This is a genomic window from Saccharopolyspora sp. NPDC002376 (assembly GCF_053593195.1).
The window spans coordinates 15,494-40,543 of sequence record NZ_JBSFBZ010000056.1 but is presented as its reverse complement, the minus strand read 5'-3'; the positions used below and the strand labels follow the sequence as shown (position 1 = coordinate 40,543).

The window sequence follows — 25,050 nt, the reverse complement described above, 5'->3', positions numbered from 1 at the left end:
CGGGGTTAACGGCAGCTCACAAAGCCAGCCCCACCAGGCGCAACAGAGCCGTGGTCGCCGCTGCGGCGGCCACCACGAGCACGAACGGCGCACGCCGCCAGGCCAGCACTCCACCGACCGCAACACCGACGAATCGGGCCCATCCGGCGAAACCACCGGACTCGAACACCGCACTGGTGGCCACGAACGCACCGAGCAGCACGATCGCGGAGATCGACATCAGCTGCTCCCACTGCGGCGAGATCCGCAGCCGCCCGCGCAGCAGCGGTCCGGCCAGGCGCATCGCGTACGTCCCGGCGGCCAGCGCGAAGACCACTCCGAGCGTCATCGGGCCTCCTCCAGCTTCTTCGGCAGCGGCAGCGCCGCGGCCAGCCCGACGAGCGCGACCATCACGGGCAGACCTTCCGGTAGCACCGGGGTCGTGAGCACCGCGATCAGGGCACCCACCGCGACAGCGCGCAGGGTCCGGTGCTCGCGAAGCGAGGGCATGATCAGCGCGAGCAGCGCGGCGGGCATCGCGGCGTCGAGCCCGAAGGCGCCCGGGTCGCCGACGCCCTGGCCGAGCAGGCCACCGAGGAACACCGACGGAGCCCAAGCGCTGTACAGCGCGATGCCGGTGAGCCAGTAGGCGCGCTTCTTCTCCGCCTCGGTCTTCTGCGCCATCGCGAACGCCACGGACTCGTCGACCATGAGGTGGCTGCCGATCAGGCGATTCGACCAGCTGCGACCGAACAGTCCGCCGATCGCTAGGCCGAACGGCAGGTGGCGAGCGTTGAGCATGAGTCCGCCGAGCACCGCAGTGACCGGTGCCGCACCCGCGCTGATCAGGCCGATCACCATGAATTCCGACCCGCCGGCGAACACCACCGCGCCCATCAGCGTGACCATCCACAGCGGGACGCCCTTGCTCACCGCGATCGCGCCGAGTGAGGCCCCCACGATGGCCATCGCCAGCGTCATCGAAAGGACGTCGCGCACCAGCGCGTCCCGCCAGAATCCCGCTCGCGTTCGCTGAACCGTACTCACGTTCGCTAGCATGAACAATGACGAGAGCGTTCGTCAAACCGAATTCTAGGACCGACAGAGCGAACAGCCATGAGTGAGACCGAGAACACCCCGGCCGCGCCGCTGGAAACCATCGCCATGTCCCTGCGTCGGGAGCGCGAACGCACGGGACTGACCCTGACCGAGCTCGCCAAACGCGCCGGAATCGCGAAATCCACGCTCTCCCAGCTGGAATCCGGCACCGGCAACCCCAGCGTCGAAACCCTGTGGGCGCTCGGCGTGGCCCTGGGCGTGCCCTTCAGCCGACTCGTCGACCCGCCGACGCCGCAGATCCGCGTGGTCCGCGCCGGCCAGGTGCCGATCGTCCGGTCCGAGCAGACGACCTCTTACGGCGCCGCCCTGCTGTCATCCGGCGAATCGGGCGCGCGCCGGGACCTCTACGTGCTCGAACTCGAGCCGGGCGGCATCCGCCACGCGGACGCCCACATCCCCGGCTCGGTCGAGCACGTGATCCTCACCGGAGGCCGCCTCCGCGCAGGCCCGGAGGACGGCCCGGTCGAACTCGAGGTCGGCGACTACGTCTCCTTCTCCGGCGACGTCCCCCACCTCTACGAAGCCCTCGCCCCCAACACCACAGCAGTCCTCGTCATGGAGCACCGCTAACCCGGCCGGGCGACGAAGCGCCAATTTCGCGCGAAATTGACGTTCACCCGGATTGTGGTTGGTCACTTTCGGGTGAGTAGGTGCTCTGGCATGGGTTCGTAGTTCTCGAAGCGGCGGGTGTAGGTCGCGCTGCCCGAGGTCAGGGAGCGGACGTTGACCGTGTAGCGGACCAGTTCGCTGGCGGGCACGTGCGCGCGCACCACCGTCCAGCCGCCATCCTCCGGTTCGGTCCCGACCACCTTGCCCCGACGGCTCGACAGGTCGCCCAGCACCGCGCCGAGGTGCTCGTCCGGGATGTGCACCGCCACCTCGTCGACGGGTTCCAGAGTGACCAGCCCGGCCTGCTCGGCGGCGGCCTTCAGGGCCAGCGAACCGGCCGCTTGGAACGCCGCGTCGGAGGAATCGACGCTGTGCGCCTTGCCGTCGACCAGCGTGATCCGCAGGTCCACCAGCGGGGCGCCCTCGTTGATGCCCTTCTCGACCTGCGCTCGCACGCCCTTCTCGACGCTGGGGATGAACTGGCGCGGCACGGCCCCGCCGACCACTCGATCGACGAACTCCACACCCGATCCGCGCGGCAGCGGCTCCACCTCGATGTCGCACACCGCGTACTGGCCGTGCCCGCCGGACTGCTTGACATGCCTGCCGTGCCCCTTGGCGGACTGGACGAAGGTCTGCCGCAGCGGCACCTTCACCGGCACCGTGTCGACCTCCGCGCCGCCCTCGCGCAACCGCTGCAGGACCACGTCGGCGTGCGCTTCACCCATGCACCACAGCACCAGCTGGTGGGTCTCGCTGTCGCGCTCCAGCCGCAGGCTGGGATCGGCGGCGATGAGACGGTTGAGGTTGCGGGCCAGCGCGTCCTCATCGCTGCGGGTGTGCGCGGTGACCGCGATAGGCAGCAGCGGCTCGGGCATCGGCCACGGTGTGAGCAGCAGCGGGTCGGACGGGTCCGAGAGGGTGTCCCCGGTTTCGGCCGAGCCGATCTTGGTCAGCGCGCACAGGTCACCGGCGATGCAGTGCGACATCTCGCGCAGGTTCGCGCCCAGCGGCGAGTACAGGTGCGCCACGCGCTCGTCCTCGTCGTGGTCGGGGTGCCCGCGCTCGGCCATGCCGTGGCCGGAGACGTGCACCGGGCGCTCCGGACGCATCGTTCCGGAGAACACGCGCGCCAGCGAAACCCGCCCCACGTAGGAATCGACCGAGGTGTGCACCACCTCGGCCGCCAGGGGTCCCTCCGGATCTGGGGTGAGTGCGCGCGGGTTGCGCCCATGCGGGTCGGTGAACTCCGGCAGCGCGTGCTCCAGTGGTGACGGGAAGCCGCGGACGATGCCGTCGAGCACCTCGGGCACACCGATGTCGGCCATCGCGCACACCGGCAGCACCGGGTGCAGACCGCCTTTGGCCACCGCCGTCTCCAGGTCGGAGATGAGCGTGTCCTCGTCGATGCGCTCGCCGTTGAGGTAGCGGTCCATCAGCGACTCGTCCTCGCTCTCGGCGATGATCGCCTCGATGAGCTCGCCGCGCTGCTGATCGATCTGCGCCCGCAGGGCATCGTCGGCCGTCCGCTGCTCGCCGGACTCGTAGACGCTCTCGGTCACGAGCCCGACCAACCCGGTCACCTCGCCACCGGCCCCGCGATGCGGCAGGTACAGCGGCAGCACTCCCCCGCCGAAGGCGTCCTGGCAGGCCAGCAGCGCGGTGTCGAAGTCGGCGCGCGGCTGGTCCAGGCGGGCGATGAGCACCGCGCGGGGCATCCCGACGGCCGCGCACTCCTGCCAGATCGCTCGCGTCGCCGGGTCGACGCCCTCGGCCGCCGCGACCACGAACAGCGCGGCGTCGGCGGCGCGCAGGCCGGCCCGCAGCTCCCCGATGAAGTCGGCGTAGCCGGGGGTGTCGATGAGGTTGATCTTGATGTCGCCGTGCTGGATCGGCGCCACGGCCAGGCCGATGGACCGCTGCTGCTCGATCGAGGCGGGTTCGTGGTCGCACACGGTGGTGCCCTCGGTGACCGCGCCCGACCGGGGAATCGTCGCGGTGGCCGACAGCATCGCTTCGGCCAGCGTCGTCTTGCCTGCCGCCGAAGGCCCGACCAGCACGACATTGCGGATCTTGGCGGGATCTGAAGGGGCCGGGACGACCGGCCCTCCTACTGTGCCGCTCTGCTTGGTGCCCATGAGTACTCCCTGCACGCTCCCGACAACTGGCTGTGTCTCCGATCACACACCCGACGCCCACGCCGTGCAAGGTCGCCACAACCCCGGAGCCAGTCACCCGGCAAGCCCACCGAACGAGCGACGAAGCAGCGGTTTCAGCGGGTAGCTCGACGTTTGCCGGTGACGATGAGCGCGCTAGCCACGAGCGGCGGCAGCGACCAGAGCGCGGCCGTGACGTAGCCGTCCTGCGCTGGCAGCAGAGCACCGCCGGGCGTGGCGGCGGCGAGGAGGAATCCGGCGAGAGCGCTGCCGATGCTGAAGCCGATGCTGCGGACGATCTGGTTGATGGAGAGCACGCTGGCGGTCTCGGCCTGGGGAACGCCGACGAGGACGAGCTTGGGCATGACCGCGGAGACCCCGCCGACTCCGAAGCCGAGGACCGCCATGGCGATCAGGACGACGACGAGCGAACCGGTGGCCGCCGCGAACACCACCGCGGCGATCATCACGGCAGCCGCGGAGATCACGTAGGCCCCTCGCGGCGCGATGCGGCCGGCGAGGCCGGGAAGGACCTTGCCCGCGACGAAACCGAAGAGGGAGAAGGGAATGAGGGCAGCCCCTGCCGCAACGCCGGGGAGGGCGAATCCGTAGCGCGCGTCCGCAGGGGTCTGCACGTAGCGGGTGAGGAGGCTGAACAGCAGGTACATGCCGACACCCGCGATGAGCATGGCGGCGTTCGCCCGGACCACGGGCCCCTGGCCGAGCAACCGGAGGTCGACCAGCGGCGCGGCGCTCCGGAGTTCGACGACCGCCCACACCGCGAGGATCGCGACTGCGGCGACGAGGATGCCCGCACCCACCCAGGAATTGGCCCACGGCACGGGCTCTGCGATGACCAGCAGGACGCCGAGCGTTCCCAGACCGAGCAGGACCGCTCCGATCACGTCGATCTGCGGCCGTGCGCCCGGGGTTTCCGGCGGGAGCACGCGCCATGCGATGACGAGCGCAGCGGCGGACACCACGAATCCGAGCGCGTACGCGGCGCGGAGTCCGGCGAGCTGGTCGAGCAGGCTGATCACCGGGTAGCCGACTCCGATCCCCACGGTCGAAGCGACGGACAGGGCGGCGATCGTCGAGGCGGAGCGTTCCGCGGGCAGGTGGGCACGGGCGACGCTCATGAGCAGCGCCACCACAGCCAACCCGAGCCCCTGCAGCCCGCGTCCGATCACCAGAGCCGCGAAGGGCAGCGGTAGCGCGGTCAGCGCGCCGCCGATCGTGACGAGGACGAGGGTGACCAGGATCGTGGCCCGCCGGTGCGGGCCGGTACCGAGCCTGCCGAGGACGGGGCCGGCGATCGCGCCGGTGAACAGCGTGATCGTCAAGGTCCACTGCGCGGCTTCGAGCGGCACGTGCAGACCCGTCGCGACCGCCGTGATGAGCGGAGCACCAACACTCCCGATGACGGCGCCCATCAGCGCAACGGCGACGAGCGCGGACCCGAGACGGCGAGCCTCGCGATCCGGGGCGTCGGCGCGGTCGTCCACCCCGGCGCTCATCGGTTCTTCGCCGCCGTGATGTGCTCGAACAGGCCCGCGTTGATCCGGGTGCGAACCCCCTCGGCCCACGTCTCGTCGACGTGCTCGACGTCCATCGCCGCCCCGGCGTTCAAGAGCATCCCGAACGCGAGGAACGACTTCACCGTCACCGGTTCGAGGCCGGTGACGCCCGCGGTCGTGTCCCACATCCGCGCGAAGCACGACTGCACGGCCTCGCGCACCTCCTCGTCGCCGCACGCGGCGAAGCCCTGGAGCTGCAGCAGCAAGTTCGTGCGATCGGCGAGGAGGTCGTAGTACTGCGCCCCCATGGCCGACAGCGCGTCCAAGCCGCTCCTGCTCCCGGCAGCGTCCCGCATCCCGTCGCTCAACCGGTCGAACGCCGCGCGAACGAGCTCCAAGAACAACGCCTTCTTCGTCCCGAACATCCGGAAGACGTAAGCCTGCGTGATCCCCGCATCCCGGGCGATCGCCTCGATCGAAGCACCGTGCAACCCGTGCTCGGCGAACTCCTCCGCCGCGATCCCCAAGACCTGAGCCCGACGCTCAGCCCCACTCATCCGCGCAACCATGCCCTTAAGTTACTAGTTACTAACTACTTACAAACCCGAAGTGACCACCCCCACACCGAACTCCCGCCGGAAAAGTGGACTAGTCAAAAACTGGTTTAGTGGACCGTGTTGCTGGTCCAGTTCGTTCTTAGGCTGATGGCGGCAGAGGACCGCACGAAGGAAGGCCGAAAGGTGACTACCGTCGACGCCAAGGACACCACCCGCAACGCCCAGACCGGGACCGACGGGGTCAAACGCGGCATGGCCGAGATGCTCAAGGGCGGCGTGATCATGGACGTGGTCACACCGGAGCAGGCGAAGATCGCCGAGGCCGCGGGTGCGGTCGCAGTGATGGCGCTGGAGCGGGTGCCGGCCGACATCCGCGTGCAGGGCGGCGTGGCCCGGATGTCCGACCCGGACATGATCGACGGCATCGTGAACTCGGTGTCGATCCCGGTGATGGCCAAGGCCCGGATCGGGCACTTCGTCGAGGCACAGGTCCTGCAGTCGCTGGGCGTGGACTACGTCGACGAGTCGGAGGTGCTGACCCCGGCCGACGAGGTGAACCACATCGACAAGTGGGCGTTCACCGTGCCGTTCGTGTGCGGTGCGACCAACCTCGGTGAGGCGCTGCGTCGGATCTCCGAGGGCGCGGCGATGATCCGCTCCAAGGGCGAGGCCGGCACCGGCAACGTGGTCGAGGCGACGCGGCACATGCGCCAGATCCGCGCCGACATCCGACGCCTGTCGGTGCTCGACGACGACGAGCTCTACGTCGCGGCGAAGGAGCTGCGCGCGCCGGTGCAGCTGGTCCAGGAGATCGCCCGGACCGGCAAGCTCCCGGTGGTGCTGTTCACCGCGGGCGGCATCGCGACCCCGGCGGATGCGGCGATGATGCGCCAGCTGGGCGCGGAGGGTGTGTTCGTCGGCTCCGGCATCTTCAAGTCCGGTGACCCGGCCAAGCGCGCCGAGGCGATCGTCAAGGCGACGACCTTCTACGACGACCCGGACGTGATCGCGAAGGTCTCCCGCGGCCTCGGCGAGGCGATGGTCGGCATCAACCTCGACGACCTCTCCGAGCAGCAGCGCTACGCCCAGCGCGGCTGGTGACCCCACCCCACCGCTGAACCCGACCGGCAGACACGCGATTTCCATTGAAATTGGACATCCGATTTCAATGGAAATCGCGTGCTGTCGGCGTGTCGGGACACGACACGCCGACGCCTGTGGACTGACCCCGTGCCCGAGCACGCAGCAGGCTTGTAGCGGTTCCAGGAACGCAGGTGTGTCGGTTTGGGTGGCTAGTCTCCCGGCGGGCATGGACTTCCAAGATCATCTCAACGCGGCTTCGACCGGGTCGTCAGCCGAACCGGCGGGCCTCCTCCGAGCGACGGGACCCGGATCTACGGGCAGAACCGTCTCGGCGAAGCGTTTTCGATCGACGCCGTGCCCCGGCAGCTGACCTGGATCGCGCAGGCCGGTGACTGCCTGCGCCTCAGCACGGTCGGCATGCCCGCCACGTGGAGCACCGACGGGCGGTTCCTCGCCCACCTGCACGGGGAGTTGGTCATTCGGGATGGCTTGACCGGCAAGCCCCTCGCGACCTTCCCCGAACACCTGGGCGCATCCACGCTGCACTGGGGCCAACGCGGCGTGCTGGCCCGGCTCGCCGTGGCCATCCGCGACGGCAATGATGCGGGCGCGCGACCAGCCGTGATCATCTACGACGGCGGCGAGCACCGGTATCAGCTCGACATCACGCTCCCGAGGTGGGAGGCCACCGACGCTCCGGCGTGGTGCTGGGCGCCGGACGGCGACCGGGCCGCAGCCCTCACCACGACTGGCACCGTCGAGGTCTACTCGCTCGCCGACACTCCTGAGCTCCTGCAGACCCTGGACGTTCCCGGCGGCACCGGTGGCCTGCTGTGGGGAGCCGACGACGTGCTGATCGCGGTGGGGGTGACGACGCTGCGCTTCGTCGCTGTGCAGACCGGCGAGGTGCTCGGCGAATTCACCTTCCCGAGCGACGAATTCGAGGAGGACGATCTTTCCGACGAGAACGCGCCCGAATCGTGGCTCGGCATCGAGGACGACCAGCTCGTCGACCGCATCGAGGACCACGACGACCCGCGATCCCTCGACTCCACCCTGACCTGGACCGTCGACCGCCGCTTCGCCTGGCCCCTGCGCTGGACCTGAAACCCGAGTTCAGTCCCGCGGAAGCCGCACACCGTTGGTCATAACGAAAAGCGCCGATCCCGCAGCCAGACGGCGTCTGAGGTTCCGTCACCGGTACCGCCACGCAGGATGAGGTTGGAAAAACCTCAATCGCGGAGGACTGGCCGGGCGATCAGTCGTTCTCGGACTGGGTGCGGGCGGAGCGGTGGACCGTGATGAGGCGTTGGGTGATGGTGATCAGGCTCAGGAGGGCCAGGAGCCAGATCGCCACGTCCAGGACATAGGGGACGCCTAGGCCGTGCAGGCCCGTGCCGACGAGGATCACCAGGAAGCGTTCGGCTCGTTCGGCCAGGCCGCCGTCGGCGTTGAGGCCGTTGGCTTCTGCTCGGGCTTTGACGTAGGAGATCACCTGGGCGCTGACCAGGCAGATCAGGAAACCCAGGCCGCGCGCGTGGTTCACGTCGACCACCAGGGCCCACCACACCAAGGCTCCGAACAGAGCTCCGTCGACGAGGCGGTCGCAGCTCGCGTCGAGCACTCCGCCGAACTGCGAGGCTCGGCCTCCGGCGCGGGCCATCGCGCCGTCGAGGATGTCGAAGAGCAAGAACACCGCGACCACGAGGGTGCCCACGAACAGCTCGCCGCGCGGGAAGAACCACAGCGCAGCCGCGATGCTGGCGATCGTCCCGGTCAGCGTCACCGCGTTCGGTGACAGACCGAGCCGGACCAGGCCAGCACCGATCGGGTTGGTCAGTCGGGACAACGAGGCCCGCGCGAAGATGTTGAGCATTGCTTGAGTGGTCAGCCGCCTGTGCTTGTCGTTTTCCAGCAGACTAGCCCGCGCTGATCAGAGGCACTGGCCCCACGTCAACCGGTGATCCCCACCACAGCGCGGAATCATTGAAGGTTCAAGAGTGTTGAAGCTGCTCGAACTCCCTGTGACGAGGCGCCCGACCGCGGTGAGCCACCGTTGGAGTTCGAGGCAGACTCGCACCGCCACACCTTTGGAGACAACATGACGGCCACCGAGCAGATTCCGGGCTACGTCGCGGGCACCTGGGACATCGACAGCGTCCACTCGGACATCCAGTTCACCGTGCGGCACATGGGCGTGGGCAAGTCCCGCGGCCGCTTCGGCAGCTTCCAGGGCGAGATCGTCACCGCGGCCGACCCGCTGGAGTCCTCGGTCACCGCGACCATCGACACCACCTCGGTCGACACCGGCAACGCCGACCGCGACGCGCACGTGCGCAACGGCGACTTCCTGGACGTCGAGCAGTTCCCGACCGCCACGTTCCGCTCCACCGGGGTCCGCCAGGACGGCGAGGACTTCGTCATCGACGGCGAGTTCACCCTGCACGGCGTGACCAAGCCGGTGTCGCTGGAGACCGAGCTGGGCGGCTTCACCGAGGACGGCCTGCTGGGCCTGTCCGCGAAGGTGGTCCTCAACCGCACCGACTTCGGCGTGGGGCCCGCCGGTGGCGCCATGGTCGGCGAGAAGATCACCATCACCCTCGACATCGAGGCCAGGCTCCGCGGCTGACCGCGAACGCGAAAGGGGCCGGGGACTGCACGAGTCCCCGGCCCTTCGTTTTTACAGTTTCAATTGAAACTGTAAATCCCAGCCACGGCGGATCACAGTTTCAATTGAAACTGTGTTCAGTCGCGACTGAAACCTGCAGTTGCAATTTGAAACTGTGATCCACCGGGACGGATCAGTCCGCTTCGGTCCAGGCGTCGGCGAGGAGCTGGCGGGTCTCGCCGAGGAGCTGCGGGAGGACCTTGGTGTGGCCGATGACCGGCATGAAGTTCGAGTCACCGCCCCACCGCGGCACCACGTGCTGGTGCAGGTGCGCCGCGATGCCCGCGCCCGCCACCGGGCCCTGGTTGAGCCCGATGTTGAACCCGTGCGGCGCCGACACCTGGCGGATCACCCGCATCGCGTGCTGGGTGTACTCCGCGACCGCCACCGTCTCCGCCGCGGTCAGCTCCGTGTAGTCCGCCACGTGCCGGTACGGCAGCACCATCAGGTGCCCCGGGTTGTACGGGTACAGGTTCAGGATCGCGAAGACCAGCTCGCCGCGCGCCACGATCAGCGTCTCGGAGTCCGGGCGGCCGGATTCCAGCAGGCGGCAGAACGGGCAGCCGTCGCTGTCGTCGCCGTCCGGCTTGCCCTCGCCCTGGATGTAGGCCATCCGGTGCGGGGTCCACAGCCGCTGCAGGGCGTCCTGGACCCCGACCCCGTGCTGCTCGGTCAGCTCGACTCCCTCGGGTTCGACGCTCACGCCGTCCCCGCTTGGAAGTTCTCCGCGGTCGGCGAGGCGTTTTCGCGGCGCTGCACCCAGTCGACCAGCGCGTTGACCGCGGTGTCCACCGGCACCCCGTTGATCTGGGTGCCGTCGCGGAACCGGAACGACACCGCGTCGGCCTCCACGTCCTTGCCACCGGCCAGCAGCAGGAACGGCACCTTCTGCGTGGTGTGGTTGCGGATCTTCTTCTGCATCCGGTCGTCGCTGGTGTCGATGTCGACGCGGATCCCCTTGTCGCGCAACGACTTCGCCACCCGCTGCAGGTGCTCGGCGTGCTCGTCGGCGATCGGGATGCCGACTGCCTGCACCGGCGCGAGCCAGGCCGGGAAGGCGCCCGCGTAGTGCTCGGTGAGCACGCCGAAGAACCGCTCGATGGAGCCGAACAGCGCCCGGTGGATCTTGATCGGCCGCTGCTTGCTGCCGTCCGGCGAGGTGTACTCGAGGTTGAACCGCTCCGGCAGGTGGTAGTCGACCTGGATGGTCGACATCTGCCAGCTGCGGCCCAACGCGTCCTTGGCCTGCACGGAGATCTTCGGGCCGTAGAAGGCCGCGCCGCCCGGGTCCGGCACCAGCTCGAGTCCGGAGTCCTCTGCCGCGCTGCGCAGCGCCTCGGTGGCGACCTCCCAGCTCTCGTCGTCGCCGACGTACTTCTCGTCGTTGCGAGTGGACAGCTCGAGGTAGAAGTCGTCCAGGCCGTAGTCGCGCAGCAGGTCCAGCACGAAGCCCAGCAGCGACTTCAGCTCGTCCTGCAGCTGGTCGGGCATGCAGTAGATGTGCGCGTCGTCCTGCGTCATGCCGCGCACCCGGGTCAGGCCGTGCACCACGCCGGACTTCTCGTACCGGTAGACCGAGCCGAACTCGAACAGCCGCAGCGGCAGCTCCCGGTAGGAGCGCCCGCGGGAGCGGAAGATCAGGTTGTGGAACGGGCAGTTCATCGGCTTGAGGTAGTAGTCGACGCCCGGCTTGCGCAGCTCACCGTTGGCGTCGCGCTCCTCGTCGAGGTGCATCGCCGGGAACATGCCGTCCTGGTACCAGTCGAGGTGACCGGAGGTCTTGAACAGCGTGTCCTTGGTGACGTGCGGGGTGTTGACGAACTCGTAGCCGGCCTGCTCGTGCCGCTTGCGGGAGTAGTCCTCCAGCTCGCGGCGGATGATGCCGCCCTTGGGGTGGAACACCGGCAGCCCGGAGCCGATCTCCTCCGGGAAGGAGAACAGGTCGAGCTCGGCGCCGAGCCTGCGGTGGTCGCGGCGCTCGGCCTCGGCCAGCAGCTCCAGGTGCTCCTCGAGCTTGTCCTTGGACTCCCAGGCGGTGCCGTAGATCCGCTGCAGCTGCTGGTTGTTCTGGTTGCCCCGCCAGTACGCGGCGGCCACCCGCATCAGCTTGAACGCCGGGATGAACCGGGTGTGCGGCACGTGCGGGCCGCGGCACAGGTCGCCCCAGACGACCTCGCCGTGCCGGTCGGTGTTGTCGTAGACGGTCAGCTCGCCGCCGCCGACCTCCATCACCTCGCTGGTGTCCACATCGGACTTGATGTCGACCAGCTCCAGCTTGTAGGGCTCGCTGGCCAGCTCCTCCTTCGCAGCCTCGACCGAGTCCAGGCGGCGGCGCGAGAACTTCTGCCCGGACTTGACGATCTGCTTCATGCGCTTCTCCAGCGCCTGCAGGTCCTCCGGGGTGAACGGGCGGTCCACGTCGAAGTCGTAGTAGAAGCCGTCCTTGACCGGCGGGCCGATGCCCAGCTTCGCGTCCGGGAACAGGTTCTGCACCGCCTGCGCGAGCACGTGCGCGGCGGAGTGGCGGATGACGCTGCGCCCCTCCTCGGTGTCAGCGGCGACCGCCTCCACCTCGACGTCGGACTCCGGCGCCCAGGCCAGGTCGCGCAGGTCGCCCTCGCCGTCGCGGACCACCACGACAGCGTCCGGGCCCTTGGACGGCAGCCCGGCCTCGGCCACAGCCGCACCCGCGGTAGTGCCCGCCGGAACCTTCACCCGGAGAGCTTGCTGGGCTTGGGAAGGCTGTACGGACACGATCACTCCTCAGCTGGGCCGGTCCTCCGACCGGCGCGGATACGCTTCGCATTCCGATGCTATCGGCTGGTCGCGGACTGTTTCCCGCCACCACCTGCCCACGTCAGCCCGACTGCTCCTGGACGAGTTCGGCCAGCTCCGACGCCGAGACCAGACCACCGGTGAACGGCCCCATCGCCAGCGACACCCCGAGCTCCTGCAGGCGCTGGGCCTGCAGCTGGTCGCGCACACCGGCCGCGCTGACCGGCAGGCCCAGCAGGTCGGCCGCGTCGCAGGCGGCGACCACGAGGTGCCGGTCCAGCGGGGCAGGGCCGTCGGGGTCGACGAAGCTGTCCAGGTGCGGGCCCTCGATCCGCGCCATCCGCAACGGCAGGCCCTTCAGCCGCGGCATCCGGGCGTAGTTCTCGCCGAACTCGTAGACGCACAGCCGCAGCCCCATGTCGGAGAAGATGCCCACCGTGTCCACCGCGTCGCCCTGACCGTCGAACAGCGTGGACTCGGGCAGCCCGAACGCCAGGTAATCGGGCGGCAGCCCGGTCTTGCGCAGGATGCGGTGCACGTCGGCGATCAGCGCGGGGTCTCGGGTGTGCCGCGGCGTGAGGCGCACCGCGGCGGCCGGGGCCTTCGAGCCCAGGTGCTCCACCCAGCGCGCGGCGTGCTCGCAGACCTGCTCCAGCGCCCAGCTGCCGAGCCGGGTGATCAGCCCGGTCTCCTCGGCCAGCTCCAGGAACCGCTCCTCGCCGAGCTCGCCGAACTCCGGGTGGTCCCAGCGGATGCTGGAGGCGGCTCCGATGTAGCGTCCGCTCGCCAGTTCGATGATGGGTTCGTACTCGACGAACAGCTCGTACTGGTCGATCGCGGCGGGCAGTTCGGCGGAGAGCTTGAACCGGTTCCGCGTCGCCGCGTTGCGCTCCGGGTCGTACAGCGTCCACTGCGCCCGGCCTTCCTGCTTGGCCCGGTAGAGGGTGATGTCGGCGTCGCGCAGCAGCGACTCGGCGTCGGTTTCGACGACCGGGCGCTCCACGATCCCGACGCTGGCCGAGGCGCGGAGCTCGTGCGCGCCGATGCGCGTGGGGCTGGTGATCTCGTCCAGCAGGTCGTCGACCATGGCCACCAGATCAGCGGCCCCGGTCGAGTCGGGCACCAGGACGATGAACTCGTCACCGCCCATCCGCGCGGCCAGCGCCCCGCGCGCCGCGGCCTGCAGGCGTTGGGCGACGGTGCGCAGCAGCTGGTCGCCGATCGGGTGGCCGAGGCTGTCGTTGACCGCCTTGAACCCGTCCAGGTCGAAGTAGCAGAGCCCGACCCGCCGACCTGGGCGGGTTTCCTCCAGCGCCTTGTCCAGGCTGGTCTGCAGCTGGGTCCGGTTCGCCAGGCCGGTCAGCGGGTCGTGCACGGCCTGGCGGCGGAACTGCTCCTGGAGCATGTGCCGGTCGGTGATGTCCTCGTAGAGCACCACCTGGTAGTCCGGTTCGCCGTGCGAGTCGCGGACCAACGACGCCGACAGCTGGGTCCACGTGTGCGAGCCGTCCGGCGCGGTGAACCGGGTGTCGAGCTGGTACTGGTCGTTGCTCGCACCGACCAGGCCGTCGTTGGCGGCGTGCAGGTCCGCCACCCACTCGGGGTCGGCGAGTTCGAAGATGGTGCTGTCGACCAGTTCGGCGTCGCTGCGCCGGAAGATCCGCCGCATCGCGGCGTTGGTCTCGTCGATGCTGCCGTCCAACCGGACGATGGCGATGCCCGTCGCGGACGAGGTGACCACGGCGCGGGACCGCGCTTCGCTGGCCCGCAGGGCCTCCTCCGCGGCGTCGCGGGCCGCTGAAACCGCGCGCTGTATCACTTCCTGCTCGCCCAGGGTCTGCTCGCGCAGCGCCCCGGCGTAGCCCGCGGCCAGCCCGCTGAGCACCTCGACCAGCCGCGCCGGATCGACGCCGTGAACGGCGGGCAGCGCGGTCGCCAGGTGCTGCAGCGTGCCGGACAGCGCCTCGGCGTTGGTGAAGTGCACGTCGACCAACCGCCGGCCGACGCCGACGGCGGATTCCAGCGGTCCGCCGTCGAGCGCGGCCAGCACGTCGTCCAGGCACTTCGCCAGGAAGGTCTCGATTTCGGGGCGCCCCATCGCGATGTAGCTGGTGTGGATGACCCGGCGGGTCCACTCCTTGACCAGCTCGTCGTGTTCGGGCCCTCCGTCGTCGTCCGGATCGGGCATTAACGTCACGCCTTGCGCCCGACAGCGCCGTAGACGATCGATCGCTCCGGGCTCTCCCAGGCGTCCTCCGGGGTGTCCGGCCGCCAGTTCGGCACGTAGACCACGCCCGGCTCGATGATCTCGAAGTCGTCGATCATCGCGGCGACCTCGTCGCGGGTCCGCAGCGTGACCGGGTTGGAGCTGTTCTCGTACAGCTTCACCAGGCCCTGCACACCCTCCGGGTAGTGGTCTCCGGTGACGTGGGAGAAGCCGAGGTAGCTGCCCGCGGGCAGCCGCTCGTAGTAGCGGCGGATCACGTCGCGGGGCTTCTTGCCCTCCGGCACGAAGTGCACCAGCGCGACCATCATGACGGCGATCGGCTGCGAGAAGTCGAGCATCGCCTGCGTTTCCGGCGCGTCCAGGACACCTTCGACGTCGAGCAGGTCGGCGTGCACGACGGTGGCCCGCTCGTTGTCGCCCAGGATGGTGCGACTGTGCGCGACCGCGACCGGCTCGTTGTCCACGTAGACCACGCGGGCTTCCGGGGCGGCGGAGTGGACGATCTCGTGCACGTTGCCCGCGGTCGGGATGCCGGATCCAATGTCCAGGAACTGCCGGATGCCCTGGTCCAGGCAGTAGCGCACCGCGCGCCGCAGGAAGGCCCGGTTGTTCACCGCGACTTCCTGGACGTTGGGCACCACCTTCATGACCTGGCGTCCGAGTTCGCGATCGGCTTCGAAGTTGTGCGCGCCGCCCAAGTAGAAGTCGTAGCACCTGGCCGCGCTGGGCTTCGCCAGGTCAACGCCTTCCGGGATCCAGTCCGACCGCTCCTGCATCTCGCTAGACCTCCAGCCGTTGCTCCGCCCGGCCATCGAGGTCGTCTCTGCACATCCATCGAGCGAGGTATCCACCGCGACCGGAACGGTGATCACATGTTGATCAAGCGGGGATCCTACTGTCACCCGGCGCATCGAGTCACGCACTCAGCGTTGGCACCGGGGAGAACTCGGCTCCGATATGAGCATTGTCACCGCCCGCATGGCGAGATCTGGGGTAAGGGGTACCTAAGCTTGAAGAGTCTTGGTGGACGTCCACCAGGCCCACTCGTGATGGGCCAGTCAGCGAGCACTCCGGGTCGAGGACCGTTCGGGGTAGGAGGAGATGGAATGACTCGCCCACTGCGGGTAGCGATCGTCGGCGCTGGACCGGCCGGGGTGTACGCGGCCGACATCCTGACCAAGTCCGAGACCCCGGTCGAGATCGACCTGCTGGACCGGATGCCCGCGCCCTACGGTCTGATCCGCTACGGCGTGGCCCCCGACCACCCGCGCATCAAGGGCATCGTCAGCGCCCTGCACCGGGTGCTGGAGAAGCCGGAGATCCGCTTCCTCGGGCACATCGACTACGGCGTGGACGTCAAGCTGGACGACCTGCGGCATCACTACGACGCGGTCATCTTCGCCACTGGCGCGGACAAGGACCGCCCGCTGAACATCCCGGGCATCGACCTGCCGCACAGCTTCGGCGCCGCCGACTTCGTCTACTGGTACGACGGCTACCCGGAGGCTCCTCGGGACTGGACGCTCGACGGCGAGCAGGTCGCGGTGATCGGCGCCGGGAACGTGGCGCTGGACGTCGCCCGCGTGCTGGCCAAGCAGGCCGACGACCTGCTGAGCACCGAGATCCCGGACAACGTGCACCGCGGCCTGAAGGACTCGCAGGTCACCGACGTGCACCTGTTCGCCCGGCGCGGTCCGGCGCAGGCCAAGTTCACCCCGCTGGAGCTGCGCGAGCTCGACCACCAGGACGACGTCGAGGTCATCGTGCACCCCGAAGGCTTCGAGCTCGACGAGGCCAGCGAGGCGGCGATCCGCACCAACAACCAGGTGAAGACGATCGTCAAGACGCTGCAGGACTGGGCGCTGCGCGACCCGAAGAACGACACCGCGCGACGGCTGCACCTGCACTTCCTGCGCGCCCCGGTCGAGGTTCAGGGCACCGACCGCGTCGAGGGCTTCAAGGTCGAGGTCATGGAGCTCACCGGCGACGGCAACGTGCGCGGCACCGGCGAGTACGAGACCTACCCGGCGCAGCAGGTCTACCGCGCGGTGGGCTACCTGAGCTCGCCGCTGGCCGACATCCCGTTCGACCACGCCGCCGGCGTGGTGACCAACGAGGGCGGCCGGGTGCTGGACCTGGACGGCGAGCACATGCCCGGCGTCTACACCACGGGCTGGATCAAGCGCGGTCCGGTGGGCCTGATCGGCCACACCAAGGGCGACGCGCTGGAGACGATCAACAACCTGCTCTCCGACCTGGAGTCGATGCCGCAGGCCGAGGATCCGTCGAGCGAGAGCATTCTGCGCCTGCTCGAGGAGCGCGGCGTGGAGTACACGACGTGGGAGGGCTGGGGTCGCCTGGACACCCACGAGAAGGCGCTGGGCGAGGCCCAGGGCCGCGAGCGCGTCAAGGTCGTGCCGCGCGACGAGATGGTCCAGATCTCCCGCTCGGAGTGAATTTTTCGAGGTGAAGGGCACCTTCAGGCAGCTGTGCGGCCAGAAGGTGCCCTTCACTGCTCCGGGAGAGCGCGCGGGCGCATTACGGTGTTGGGAGACGCCACTCGCATCGCGCAAAGGATGGGCACGTTGACCGCGATCCCGGACACCACCCGAGCCGAACTCGACACCGTCCTGCAGCAGGCCGCCGACGCCGCCGAAGCGTTCGGTGCGCAGTCCCCCGCCGCCCGCGCCCGGCAGATCCGCGCGGTAGCCGACGCGCTCGACGCCGCGGCGGGCGCGCTCGTCCCGCTGGCCATGGCCGAGTCCAACCTCAGCGAGGGGCGCCTGACCGGCGAGCTCAAGCGCACCACCTTCCAGCTGCGCCTGTTCGCCGAGGTCCTCGACGACGGAGGCTACCTCCAGGCCACTGTGGACAGAGCGGACGCCGAGTTCCCCTTGGGCGCCAAGCCGGATCTGCGCCGCGTGCTGGTTCCGGTGGGCCCGGTGCTGGTGTTCGCCGCGAGCAACTTCCCGTTCGCCTTCTCCGTCGCCGGTGGCGACACCGCGTCGGCGCTGGCCGCCGGGTGCCCGGTGGTGCTCAAGGCGCACCCGGGACACCCGCAGTTGTCCGTGCGCACCGGCGAGATCATCACCGGTGCACTGGCCGAATCCGGTGCCCCTGACGGGGTTTTCCAGGTGGTGCTGGGATTCGAGACCGGGACCGCGGCGTTGCAGGATCCCCGGATCAAGGCGGCGGCGTTCACCGGCTCGGTGCCGGCGGGTCGCGCGCTGTTCGACATCGCCAACTCGCGTCCGACGCCGATCCCGTTCTTCGGCGAGCTGGGCAGCCTCAACCCGGTCTTCGCCACTCCCAACGCCGTCCGAGCGCGCGGCGAGGAGATCGCCAAGGGCTACGTGACGTCGTACTCGGGCAACGCGGGCCAGCTGTGCACCAAGCCGGGGCTGCTGTTCCTGCCCGCCGACCACGGCCTGGACGAGGTGCTGGCCGAGGAGTCGAAGGCGGTGGCGGCGCACAAGCTGCTCAACGAGCGGCTGCACGAGGGCTACTGCACGCGCCGCGCTGCGGTCACCGAGGTGGCGGGCGTGCGGGTGCTCGCCGACGGCAGCGTCGACGACGGCGCTGTGCCGACGCTGCTGACCACCGATGTCAACACTCTGCTGGCCAACCGAGAAGCCTTGCTGGAGGAGGTTTTCGGCCCGCTGTCCATTGTGGTCACTTACGCCTCCGAAGACGAGGCGCGGCGCGCGGCCGAGGCGTTCGAGGGCAACCTCACGGCGACCCTGCACGCCGAGGATTCCGATTCAGAGTTCGCCGCAAGCCTGGTGAACCGCCTACGCGACCGGGCCGGCCGACTCCTGTTCAACGGCTGGCCGACCGGTGTCGCGGTCTCCCCCGCGATGCAGCACGGCGGCCCGTACCCGGCCACGACGGACGCCCGCTTCACCTCGGTGGGCACGGCCTCCATCGACCGCTTCCTCCGCCCGGTGACCTACCAGAACGTCCCGCAAAATCTCCTCCCAGAACCCCTCCGCGACGAAAACCCCTGGAACATCCCCCAAACCAAACACACCCCGAACTGACGCCGGACCACACCGGATTCGCAGCCCTTCGCCCGTCGGCAAACCAGGCGGGCGAAGGGACCGCTTGATCACCAGCCCGGAGTCCACCTTGAATTCACTCCCCCGAGGTCAGCACCGTTCCAGATCGTCCGGGGCGCAATACAGGCGTGACCAGAAAGGGCGGATTTGTTCAGTTCGCGGTTCGGTACGTGATACGGGCGACGAGGGAAGCCGGGCGGACTGAGACGATACCCGTCGGCGGAGACGGCGACGTCGCACACGACCTTGGCGCTCATGACTCCTACAGATCTGGTTGCACTTTGCAATCGAATGATGGGCGAGCTACCGCCGGCCGGAGGCATAATGCAAGCAGTTTCCGTCGGAAGTGGGAGGTTCCGGTGAAGGACGAGCACCGTTCGGGGTGTCCGATCAACCTCGCCGTCGAAGTGCTCGGCGACAAGTGGTCGCTGGTCGTCATCCGCGACCTGATGTTCGGCAACCGCAGGCACTTCCGCGAGCTGCTGAACAGCTCCGAGGAAGGGATCGCCTCGAACATCCTCTCCGCGCGGTTGCAGCGCCTCACCGAGCACGGCCTGGTGTCCAAGGCCGCCGACCCCACCCACAAGCAGAAGGTGATCTACAGCCTCACCGAGCCCGCGATCCAGCTCGTCCCCGTGCTGGCCCACCTCGGTGCGTGGGGACGCCGCCACCTGCCGGTGACGCGCGAGCTGTCCATCCGCGCTGAGCTGCTGGAACGCGGCGGCCCCGAGCTGTGGGAGGAGTTCATGGACGAGCTGCGCGAGCAGCACCTGGGCATCCCGCGCCCGGAAGGAAGGGAGTCGGTCTTCGCCCGGCGGCGCTGATGCCGGAGTCGGTTTTGCTCATAACTGTCCATCCACACCGGACGCAGGAGGCCGGGCAGTTTTTGGCAAAACTGATCAGGCGGTGCGGGGGCGGTAGCTGGCGATCGCGACCGAGGCGGTCGGGGCGAGGGGCTTCGGGAGGGCCGCGATTCGGGCGCGGAGGGCTTCGGGGTCGGCGTGCCAGGCGCTGGGGCCCATCGCCACCACCTCTTCGGCTTCCGACTCCGTCAGGGAGAGCTGGAACTCGCAGGTCCGCTGCGAGATCAGGTCGAAGTGGTCGGACAACTGCTCGGTCAGGCGCTCTTGCTTGCGCTCGTCGACCTTGAGCAGGCCGAGCGCTCCGACCAGGTCCGCGAGGTGCCCGGCGTTCGGCACGACCACCACGAGTCGGCCGTCCGGGCGCAGGATCCGGCGCATTTCCGCGGCGTTGCGGGGCGCGAAGACGTTCAGCACCGCCGACGCCGCACCCGTGCGCACCGGCAGCGTTTGCCAGGCGTCGGCGACCGCTGCGCCCATGCGCGGGTGCGCCTTGGCCGCGCGACGGGAGGCGTACTTCGAAACGTCCAGCGCGAGCCCGACGCGATCCGAGTCTTCCAGGGCACGGGCCAGGTAGTAGCCGGTCCCGGCGCCGATGTCGACCACGCAGCCCTCGAGGTCGGACACCGCTCCGGCCAGCGCGTCGGCGATCGGCGCGTAGTGGCCCGCGGCCAGAAAGTCCGCTCGGGCCGCGACCATCGCCGCCGTGTCGCCGACGACCTTCGTGCCGCCGGGCAGCAGGCTCACGTATCCCTGGCGGGCGATGTCGAACACGTGGTTCGCCGCGCAGCGCAAGCTGTTGCCCGTCCGGTCCAGATCGGCACCGCAATGCGGACAGGCCAGCACCGCCACCACTTCGTCCAGCAAACCAGCCCTCCACCGCATCGTTCGCGGTGCAAGTCTAGGGTCCCTGGCTTGACGGGCTCGTTTTACCTAGCTGTGCCGGTAGCGGAACCTCAGCTCGCCAGGACGAACGCTGAGAACCCGCGGCGGTGCCAGCGCCGAGGGGGGCCATGCGCTTGGCGGCGCATCAAAACCAAAGACCGGGATCAACGGGTTTTAGGAGCCCGCGCTGGCGTTGCGCGAAGCCGTCGAACAGCTGGGACGGTGGGGACGATGTGGGATTGGATGGCAGCCCCCGACTACTGGGCCGCGCGGTTCGCGGTCGCGCACCTGCTCGCCATCACCTACCTGCTGGGGTTCGTCAGCGCGCTGCGCCAGTTCCGGGGACTGCTCGGCGAACGCGGCCTGACGCCCATCCCCCGGTTCCTGGCGCACGTCCCGTTCCAGACTTCGCCCAGCCTGTTCCACCTGCACTACTCCGACCGGTTCTTCGCCGGCATCTGCTGGGCCGGTGTCCTCGGCAGCGTGCTCGCGCTGTTCGCCGATCTGGCACCGCTGTGGGCCTGGCTGGTGCTGTGGACGGTGCTGTGGGCGCTGTACCTGTCGATCGTCAACGTCGGGCAGGTCTGGTATTCGTTCGGCTGGGAGTCGCTGCTGCTGGAGGCCGGATTCCTGGCGATCTTCCTCGGCCCAGCCGAGATCGCGCCGCCGACGCTGGTGCTGTGGTTGCTGACCTGGCTGCTGTTCCGGGTGGAGTTCGGCGCCGGGCTGATCAAGATGCGCGGCGATTCCTGCTGGCGCGACCTCACCGCGCTCTACTTTCACCACGAGACCCAGCCGATGCCCGGCCCGCTGAGCCGCTGGTTCCACTGGCTGCCGCGCCCGCTGCACAAGACCGAGGTGCTGGCCAACCACTTCACGCAACTGGTCGTGCCGTTCCTGCTGTTCGCCCCGCAGCCGGTCGCCTCTGCGGCCGGGCTGGTCGTGGTGGTGACGCAGGGCTGGTTGATGCTCAGCGGGAACTTCGCCTGGCTGAACCTGCTGACCATCACGCTCGCGTTCTCCGCGATGAGCCTGCCCCGGACCGGACCGGCGGCCAGCCTGCCGCCGTGGTTCGCCATGCTGGTGCTGGCGCTGACGGTGGTGTTCGCGGTGCTGAGCTACTGGCCGGTGCGCAACATGCTCGGCAAGCGCCAGGTGATGAACCGCAGCTTCAACAAGCTGCACCTGGGCAACACCTACGGCGCGTTCGGCAGCATCACCCGCACCCGCTACGAGGTCGTCGTGCAAGGCGCAGCCGACGTCGACGCCGAATGGCGGGAGTACGAGTTCAAGGGCAAACCCGGCGACCCGAACCGCCGCCCACCGCAGGTCGCGCCCTACCACCTCCGCCTGGACTGGCTGATGTGGTTCCTCGCCCTCTCCCCCGCCTACGGCCGCACCTGGCTGCCGGCCCTGGTCGAAGCCCTCCTCCGCAACGACGACCAAGTCTTGCTCCTACTCCGCCACAACCCCTTCCCAGACCAGCCACCCCTCCTGATCCGAGCGGACCTCTACCACTACCGCTTCACCACCCGCTCCGAACACCGAGAGACCGGAGCCTTCTGGATCCGGACCCGAGCAGGCGACTTCATCCCACCCCTAACCCTCAACGACCTGACCTAGCCCACCTGGGTGAGGAGGTGGTGCCAATTTCTCGCGAAATTGACACCACCCGGGTGACGGCGTTACCAGGTTGGGCGGAGTGGGTAGTGGGCGTTGGTGTCGTCGAGGCGGACGCCGAGGACCTGGTGGAGCTGGACGATGTTGCGCTCGAAGCCCAGGCGGCAGGCCGCCATGTACAGGCGCCACACGCGCGCTCGGTCGAGGCCGACCTCCGCGACCGCTTCGTCCCAGCGCGCCTCGAGGTTTTCGCACCAGCCGGCGAGAGTCAGGGCGTAGTGCTCGCGCAGGTTCTCCTCGTGACGGACCTCGAAACCGTTGTCGTTCATCGCCGACACCAGAGTGCCCACCGGTTCGAGCTCTCCGTCCGGGAAGACGTAGCGGCTGATGAACTTGCCCGGCCGCGCACCGTGGCTGCCGTCGGGGCGGGTGATGCAGTGGTTGAGCAGCCGCCCGCCTGGCACCAGCTTGTCGCGCAGGAACGAGAAGTACGACGGCAGCTGCGCCAGCCCGATGTGCTCGGTGAGCCCGATCGAGCTGACCGCGTCGAACCCGGTCTCGGTGACGTCGCGGTAGTCCAGGTGGCGGACCTCGGCCAGGTCGGCCAGCCCGCGCTCGGCGATGGCCTTCTGCGCCCACTGCGCCTGCTGCCGGGACAGCGTCACCCCGAGCGCGCGGACCCCGTAGTGCTCGGCCGCGTGCATCACCATGCCGCCCCAGCCGCAGCCCACGTCGAGCAGCCGCATGCCCTCCTGGAGTCCGAGCTTGCGCGCCACCAGGTCGTGCTTGGTGAACTGCGCTTCCTCCAAAGTGGACGTTCCAGTCGGGTACACCGCGCAGGTGTAGGCCATCGACGGCCCCAGCACCCACTCGTAGAACCGGTTGGACATGTCGTAGTGGTACGAGATCGACGTGCTGTCGCGGCGCTTGGAGTGCCGCCAGCCGCGCCCCCGGTGCTCGACCGCCGGAGGCTTGACCGGCCACCACAGGCGATGGCCGGCCAGCTTCACCAGCAGCTCGCGGCGCAAGCTCGGCGGGATCTCCTCCAGCGCCACCGACGGGAAGGACGACAGCGCCGCGTACATGTCGCCGTGCACCTCGAGCGCCCCGGTTACGTAGGCGCGGGCCAGCCCGAGCTCACCGGGAGCCGCCGCCAGGTGCGAAAGCGCCAGCGGGGAGCGGACTTCCACGCAGACCTCGGCGCCCGGCGGACCGGTCCGGCTGCCGTCGAAGGCACGGATCTCCACCGGGGGACCGTCCCCGAGGACGCGCGCGAACACCTCTGCCCAGCCCATCAGCGAATCCCCTTCCTGATTCCGACGACTACGCGAACCTGGCGCCAGTCCTTGCCGAAATCACCTTTCCCGCACGCACTTCTCGTACAGCCCGGGCAGCCGGTGCTGCGGGTCGTAGCGCTCCTTCAGCCGCTCGTAGGCGGGCTGGTTGTAGAGCCGCCAGAACTCTTCTTCGGTGTAGTAGGAGTTGGAGTACAGCGACTTGTGTCCGTCCAGCTCGGTCACCACGCGCTCGATCGCCCGGTTGTGCCGTCCCGGCGCTTCGCCCCGGCGCAGCGGCACGGTGGACCAGAAGCCGACGTTGACGTACAGCTCATCGGGATCCATCGGGTACAGCGGCCAGCCCTTGCGGTCGCGCAGCTGCACCGGGCACAGCCACACCGGCGAGATGCCGATGTCGCGGTGGAAGAACTCCAGGAACTCCGGCAGCCGGTCGACCGGGATCTCCACGTCTTGGATCACCGGCTCGTTGACGCCCCGGCCGCGCAGCACCGCGATCCGGTCGGTCACCGCGTGCTTGCGGTCCCATGCCACGATGCGGCGATAGACGTCGGAGCGGCGGTACTGCCGCGGCCAGAACCGACGCACCAGCGGGTGCTGCGCGCCGAACGCGCGGGAACACCAGAACCAGTCGGTGTCCCAGCGCCACAGGTAGTCCTGGATGCGCAGGTAGTCGGTGCGCCGCTGCGGCAGGGAGCGGTAGTAGACCTGCTGTCCGGTGTAGTCGCTGGTGAACGGAGCCTCGTCCACATAGGACCCAAGTGTCAGGTACTGCTCGCGGGCGTTGAAGACCGTGCCGTCGAGGAAATCGACCGGGTGCCCGTCGTAGGTGCGGTCGCGGCAGATCTGCGCGATGGCGTCCGCGCATTCCCGCGCCGTGCCGAACCGGACGTGCTGCAACCGCACGTACGGGCGGACCTTTTCCAGCTCGATCTCCAGCCGCAGCGCGTAGCCCAACGTGCCGTAGGAGTTGGGGAACCCGCGGTGCAGCTCGGCGTTCTCGTTGTCCGCGCGAGCGCGCACGACTTCCCCGGAGCCGGTGAGGATCTCCATCTCCCGCACCGATTCGTGCGGCAGCCCGCTGCGGAACGAGGTGGATTCGATGCCGAGACCGGCCACCGCGCCGCCGAGCGTGATCGTCTTCAGCTGCGGCACCACCAGCGGGATGTGCCCGGACGGCAGCAGCGCGTCGACGACGCTCTCATAGGTCGCCATGCCCTGCACCTGCGCGGTGCGGTTAGCGGTGTCCACCTCCAGCACGCGGTCGAAGCGTCCGACATCCAGGCCCGGACCGGCGGACGGGTCGCGGAACCGGAACAGGTTGGAGGTGGGTTTGGCCAGGCGCACCGGTGCGCCAGCGGGTAGTCGCGCGTACTGCGCGACCAGAGCGGCTACGTCGTCGGAATGGCTACCCGTCACGGCTGTTCCCCGATCCGCCATGCCCCCGACTCTATTGCCGGGACTGACGACGGGCATCCGCATTTCCGTCGGCGAACCGGGGCACAACGCCCCGCACGACGCCGGACGCATTCGTCGGCGATTACGAAATCGCAGGTGGCGACGGCTGGCACGACATATCAAATGTGCTTGCTTGCAGCAAGCACGCACCACTGGAATTCGATCATATGGACTACTCCCAGCG

At 69.0% G+C, this 25,050-nt stretch carries 21 protein-coding genes; 8 read left to right on the top strand and 13 right to left on the bottom strand.

Going from position 1 to position 25,050, the window contains the following annotated elements; genetic code table 11:
* Positions 1 to 16 precede the first annotated feature (16 nt).
* Both ACWCO2_RS29305 and ACWCO2_RS29300 read right to left on the bottom strand, forming a co-directional pair.
* Entirely contained in the window at positions 17 to 328 is a 312-nt protein-coding gene (locus tag ACWCO2_RS29305; protein ID WP_450131013.1) for an AzlD domain-containing protein, read from the bottom strand.
* On the bottom strand, positions 325 to 1,026 hold the full coding sequence (locus ACWCO2_RS29300) for an AzlC family ABC transporter permease (RefSeq protein WP_450131012.1): 702 nt from the start codon (positions 1,024 to 1,026) through the stop codon (positions 325 to 327). Before ACWCO2_RS29300 ends, ACWCO2_RS29305 begins: the two co-directional genes overlap by 4 nt.
* 69 nt (positions 1,027 to 1,095) lie before the next feature.
* On the opposite strand from ACWCO2_RS29300, the gene ACWCO2_RS29295 reads away from it, so the two are divergent.
* Positions 1,096 to 1,668, top strand: a complete 573-nt coding sequence (locus tag ACWCO2_RS29295; protein ID WP_450131011.1) for a helix-turn-helix domain-containing protein — start codon at positions 1,096 to 1,098, stop codon at positions 1,666 to 1,668.
* Between the two features lie 62 nt (positions 1,669 to 1,730).
* Here the strand turns inward: ACWCO2_RS29295 and ACWCO2_RS29290 are convergent, their stop codons facing one another.
* From ACWCO2_RS29290 to ACWCO2_RS29280, 3 genes are all read right to left on the bottom strand, one after another.
* A complete protein-coding gene (locus tag ACWCO2_RS29290) occupies positions 1,731 to 3,845 on the bottom strand; it encodes an elongation factor G-like protein EF-G2 (protein ID WP_450131010.1) in 2,115 nt (704 codons plus the stop codon).
* Between the two features lie 134 nt (positions 3,846 to 3,979).
* Entirely contained in the window at positions 3,980 to 5,380 is a 1,401-nt protein-coding gene (locus tag ACWCO2_RS29285; RefSeq protein WP_450131009.1) for an MFS transporter, read from the bottom strand.
* Complete coding sequence (locus ACWCO2_RS29280) at positions 5,377 to 5,937, bottom strand: TetR/AcrR family transcriptional regulator (RefSeq protein ID WP_450131008.1); 561 nt, start codon at positions 5,935 to 5,937, stop codon at positions 5,377 to 5,379. The genes ACWCO2_RS29285 and ACWCO2_RS29280 overlap by 4 nt, the downstream gene beginning before the upstream one ends.
* A 183-nt stretch (positions 5,938 to 6,120) precedes the next feature.
* Here ACWCO2_RS29280 and pdxS point away from each other — a divergent pair, with 183 nt between their 5' ends.
* Positions 6,121 to 7,038 (top strand): pyridoxal 5'-phosphate synthase lyase subunit PdxS, encoded by a 918-nt coding sequence (gene pdxS / locus ACWCO2_RS29275; protein ID WP_450131007.1) that lies wholly within the window; start codon positions 6,121 to 6,123, stop codon positions 7,036 to 7,038.
* 336 nt (positions 7,039 to 7,374) lie between these two features.
* Positions 7,375 to 8,127 (top strand): hypothetical protein, encoded by a 753-nt coding sequence (locus ACWCO2_RS29270; protein ID WP_450131006.1) that lies wholly within the window; start codon positions 7,375 to 7,377, stop codon positions 8,125 to 8,127.
* Positions 8,128 to 8,278: 151 nt separating this feature from the next.
* Here the strand turns inward: ACWCO2_RS29270 and pgsA are convergent, their stop codons facing one another.
* The gene (gene pgsA, locus ACWCO2_RS29265) at positions 8,279 to 8,896 is read right to left on the bottom strand and encodes a phosphatidylinositol phosphate synthase (protein ID WP_450131005.1); all 618 of its coding nucleotides are present in this window, start codon (positions 8,894 to 8,896) and stop codon (positions 8,279 to 8,281) included.
* Between the two features lie 225 nt (positions 8,897 to 9,121).
* Between pgsA and ACWCO2_RS29260 the strand changes: the two genes are divergently transcribed.
* Positions 9,122 to 9,649, top strand: coding sequence for a YceI family protein (locus ACWCO2_RS29260; RefSeq protein WP_450131004.1), 528 nt, complete (start codon positions 9,122 to 9,124; stop codon positions 9,647 to 9,649).
* Between the two features lie 172 nt (positions 9,650 to 9,821).
* Here ACWCO2_RS29260 and ACWCO2_RS29255 read toward each other — a convergent pair whose 3' ends face one another.
* From ACWCO2_RS29255 to ACWCO2_RS29240, 4 genes are all read right to left on the bottom strand, one after another.
* The gene (locus ACWCO2_RS29255) at positions 9,822 to 10,301 is read right to left on the bottom strand and encodes an HIT family protein (protein ID WP_450131028.1); all 480 of its coding nucleotides are present in this window, start codon (positions 10,299 to 10,301) and stop codon (positions 9,822 to 9,824) included.
* An 86-nt stretch (positions 10,302 to 10,387) separates the two neighbouring features.
* On the bottom strand, positions 10,388 to 12,403 hold the full coding sequence (gene thrS, locus ACWCO2_RS29250; protein ID WP_450131027.1) for a threonine--tRNA ligase: 2,016 nt from the start codon (positions 12,401 to 12,403) through the stop codon (positions 10,388 to 10,390).
* Between the two features lie 142 nt (positions 12,404 to 12,545).
* A complete protein-coding gene (locus tag ACWCO2_RS29245) occupies positions 12,546 to 14,651 on the bottom strand; it encodes a putative bifunctional diguanylate cyclase/phosphodiesterase (RefSeq protein WP_450131003.1) in 2,106 nt (701 codons plus the stop codon).
* A 5-nt stretch (positions 14,652 to 14,656) separates the two neighbouring features.
* Positions 14,657 to 15,466, bottom strand: coding sequence for an SAM-dependent methyltransferase (locus tag ACWCO2_RS29240; RefSeq protein WP_450131002.1), 810 nt, complete (start codon positions 15,464 to 15,466; stop codon positions 14,657 to 14,659).
* 330 nt (positions 15,467 to 15,796) lie between these two features.
* Between ACWCO2_RS29240 and ACWCO2_RS29235 the strand changes: the two genes are divergently transcribed.
* From ACWCO2_RS29235 to ACWCO2_RS29225, 3 genes are all read left to right on the top strand, one after another.
* Positions 15,797 to 17,146 carry an FAD-dependent oxidoreductase gene (locus ACWCO2_RS29235; protein ID WP_450131001.1) on the top strand — a complete coding sequence of 450 codons (1,350 nt, stop codon included), beginning with the start codon at positions 15,797 to 15,799 and terminating at the stop codon, positions 17,144 to 17,146.
* Positions 17,147 to 17,266: 120 nt separating this feature from the next.
* A complete protein-coding gene (locus ACWCO2_RS29230) occupies positions 17,267 to 18,730 on the top strand; it encodes an aldehyde dehydrogenase (NADP(+)) (RefSeq protein WP_450131000.1) in 1,464 nt (487 codons plus the stop codon).
* Between the two features lie 377 nt (positions 18,731 to 19,107).
* A complete protein-coding gene (locus ACWCO2_RS29225; RefSeq protein ID WP_450130999.1) occupies positions 19,108 to 19,572 on the top strand; it encodes a winged helix-turn-helix transcriptional regulator in 465 nt (154 codons plus the stop codon).
* A gap of 75 nt (positions 19,573 to 19,647) precedes the next feature.
* Here ACWCO2_RS29225 and ACWCO2_RS29220 read toward each other — a convergent pair whose 3' ends face one another.
* The gene (locus tag ACWCO2_RS29220) at positions 19,648 to 20,493 is read right to left on the bottom strand and encodes a putative RNA methyltransferase (RefSeq protein WP_450130998.1); all 846 of its coding nucleotides are present in this window, start codon (positions 20,491 to 20,493) and stop codon (positions 19,648 to 19,650) included.
* Positions 20,494 to 20,736: 243 nt separating this feature from the next.
* Here ACWCO2_RS29220 and ACWCO2_RS29215 point away from each other — a divergent pair, with 243 nt between their 5' ends.
* Entirely contained in the window at positions 20,737 to 22,116 is a 1,380-nt protein-coding gene (locus ACWCO2_RS29215) for a lipase maturation factor family protein (RefSeq protein WP_450130997.1), read from the top strand.
* Positions 22,117 to 22,178: 62 nt separating this feature from the next.
* Here ACWCO2_RS29215 and ACWCO2_RS29210 read toward each other — a convergent pair whose 3' ends face one another.
* Both ACWCO2_RS29210 and ACWCO2_RS29205 read right to left on the bottom strand, forming a co-directional pair.
* Entirely contained in the window at positions 22,179 to 23,408 is a 1,230-nt protein-coding gene (locus ACWCO2_RS29210; RefSeq protein ID WP_450130996.1) for a class I SAM-dependent methyltransferase, read from the bottom strand.
* Between the two features lie 60 nt (positions 23,409 to 23,468).
* Positions 23,469 to 24,848, bottom strand: coding sequence for an FAD-binding oxidoreductase (locus ACWCO2_RS29205; RefSeq protein ID WP_450130995.1), 1,380 nt, complete (start codon positions 24,846 to 24,848; stop codon positions 23,469 to 23,471).
* Between the last annotated feature and the right edge of the window lie 202 nt (positions 24,849 to 25,050).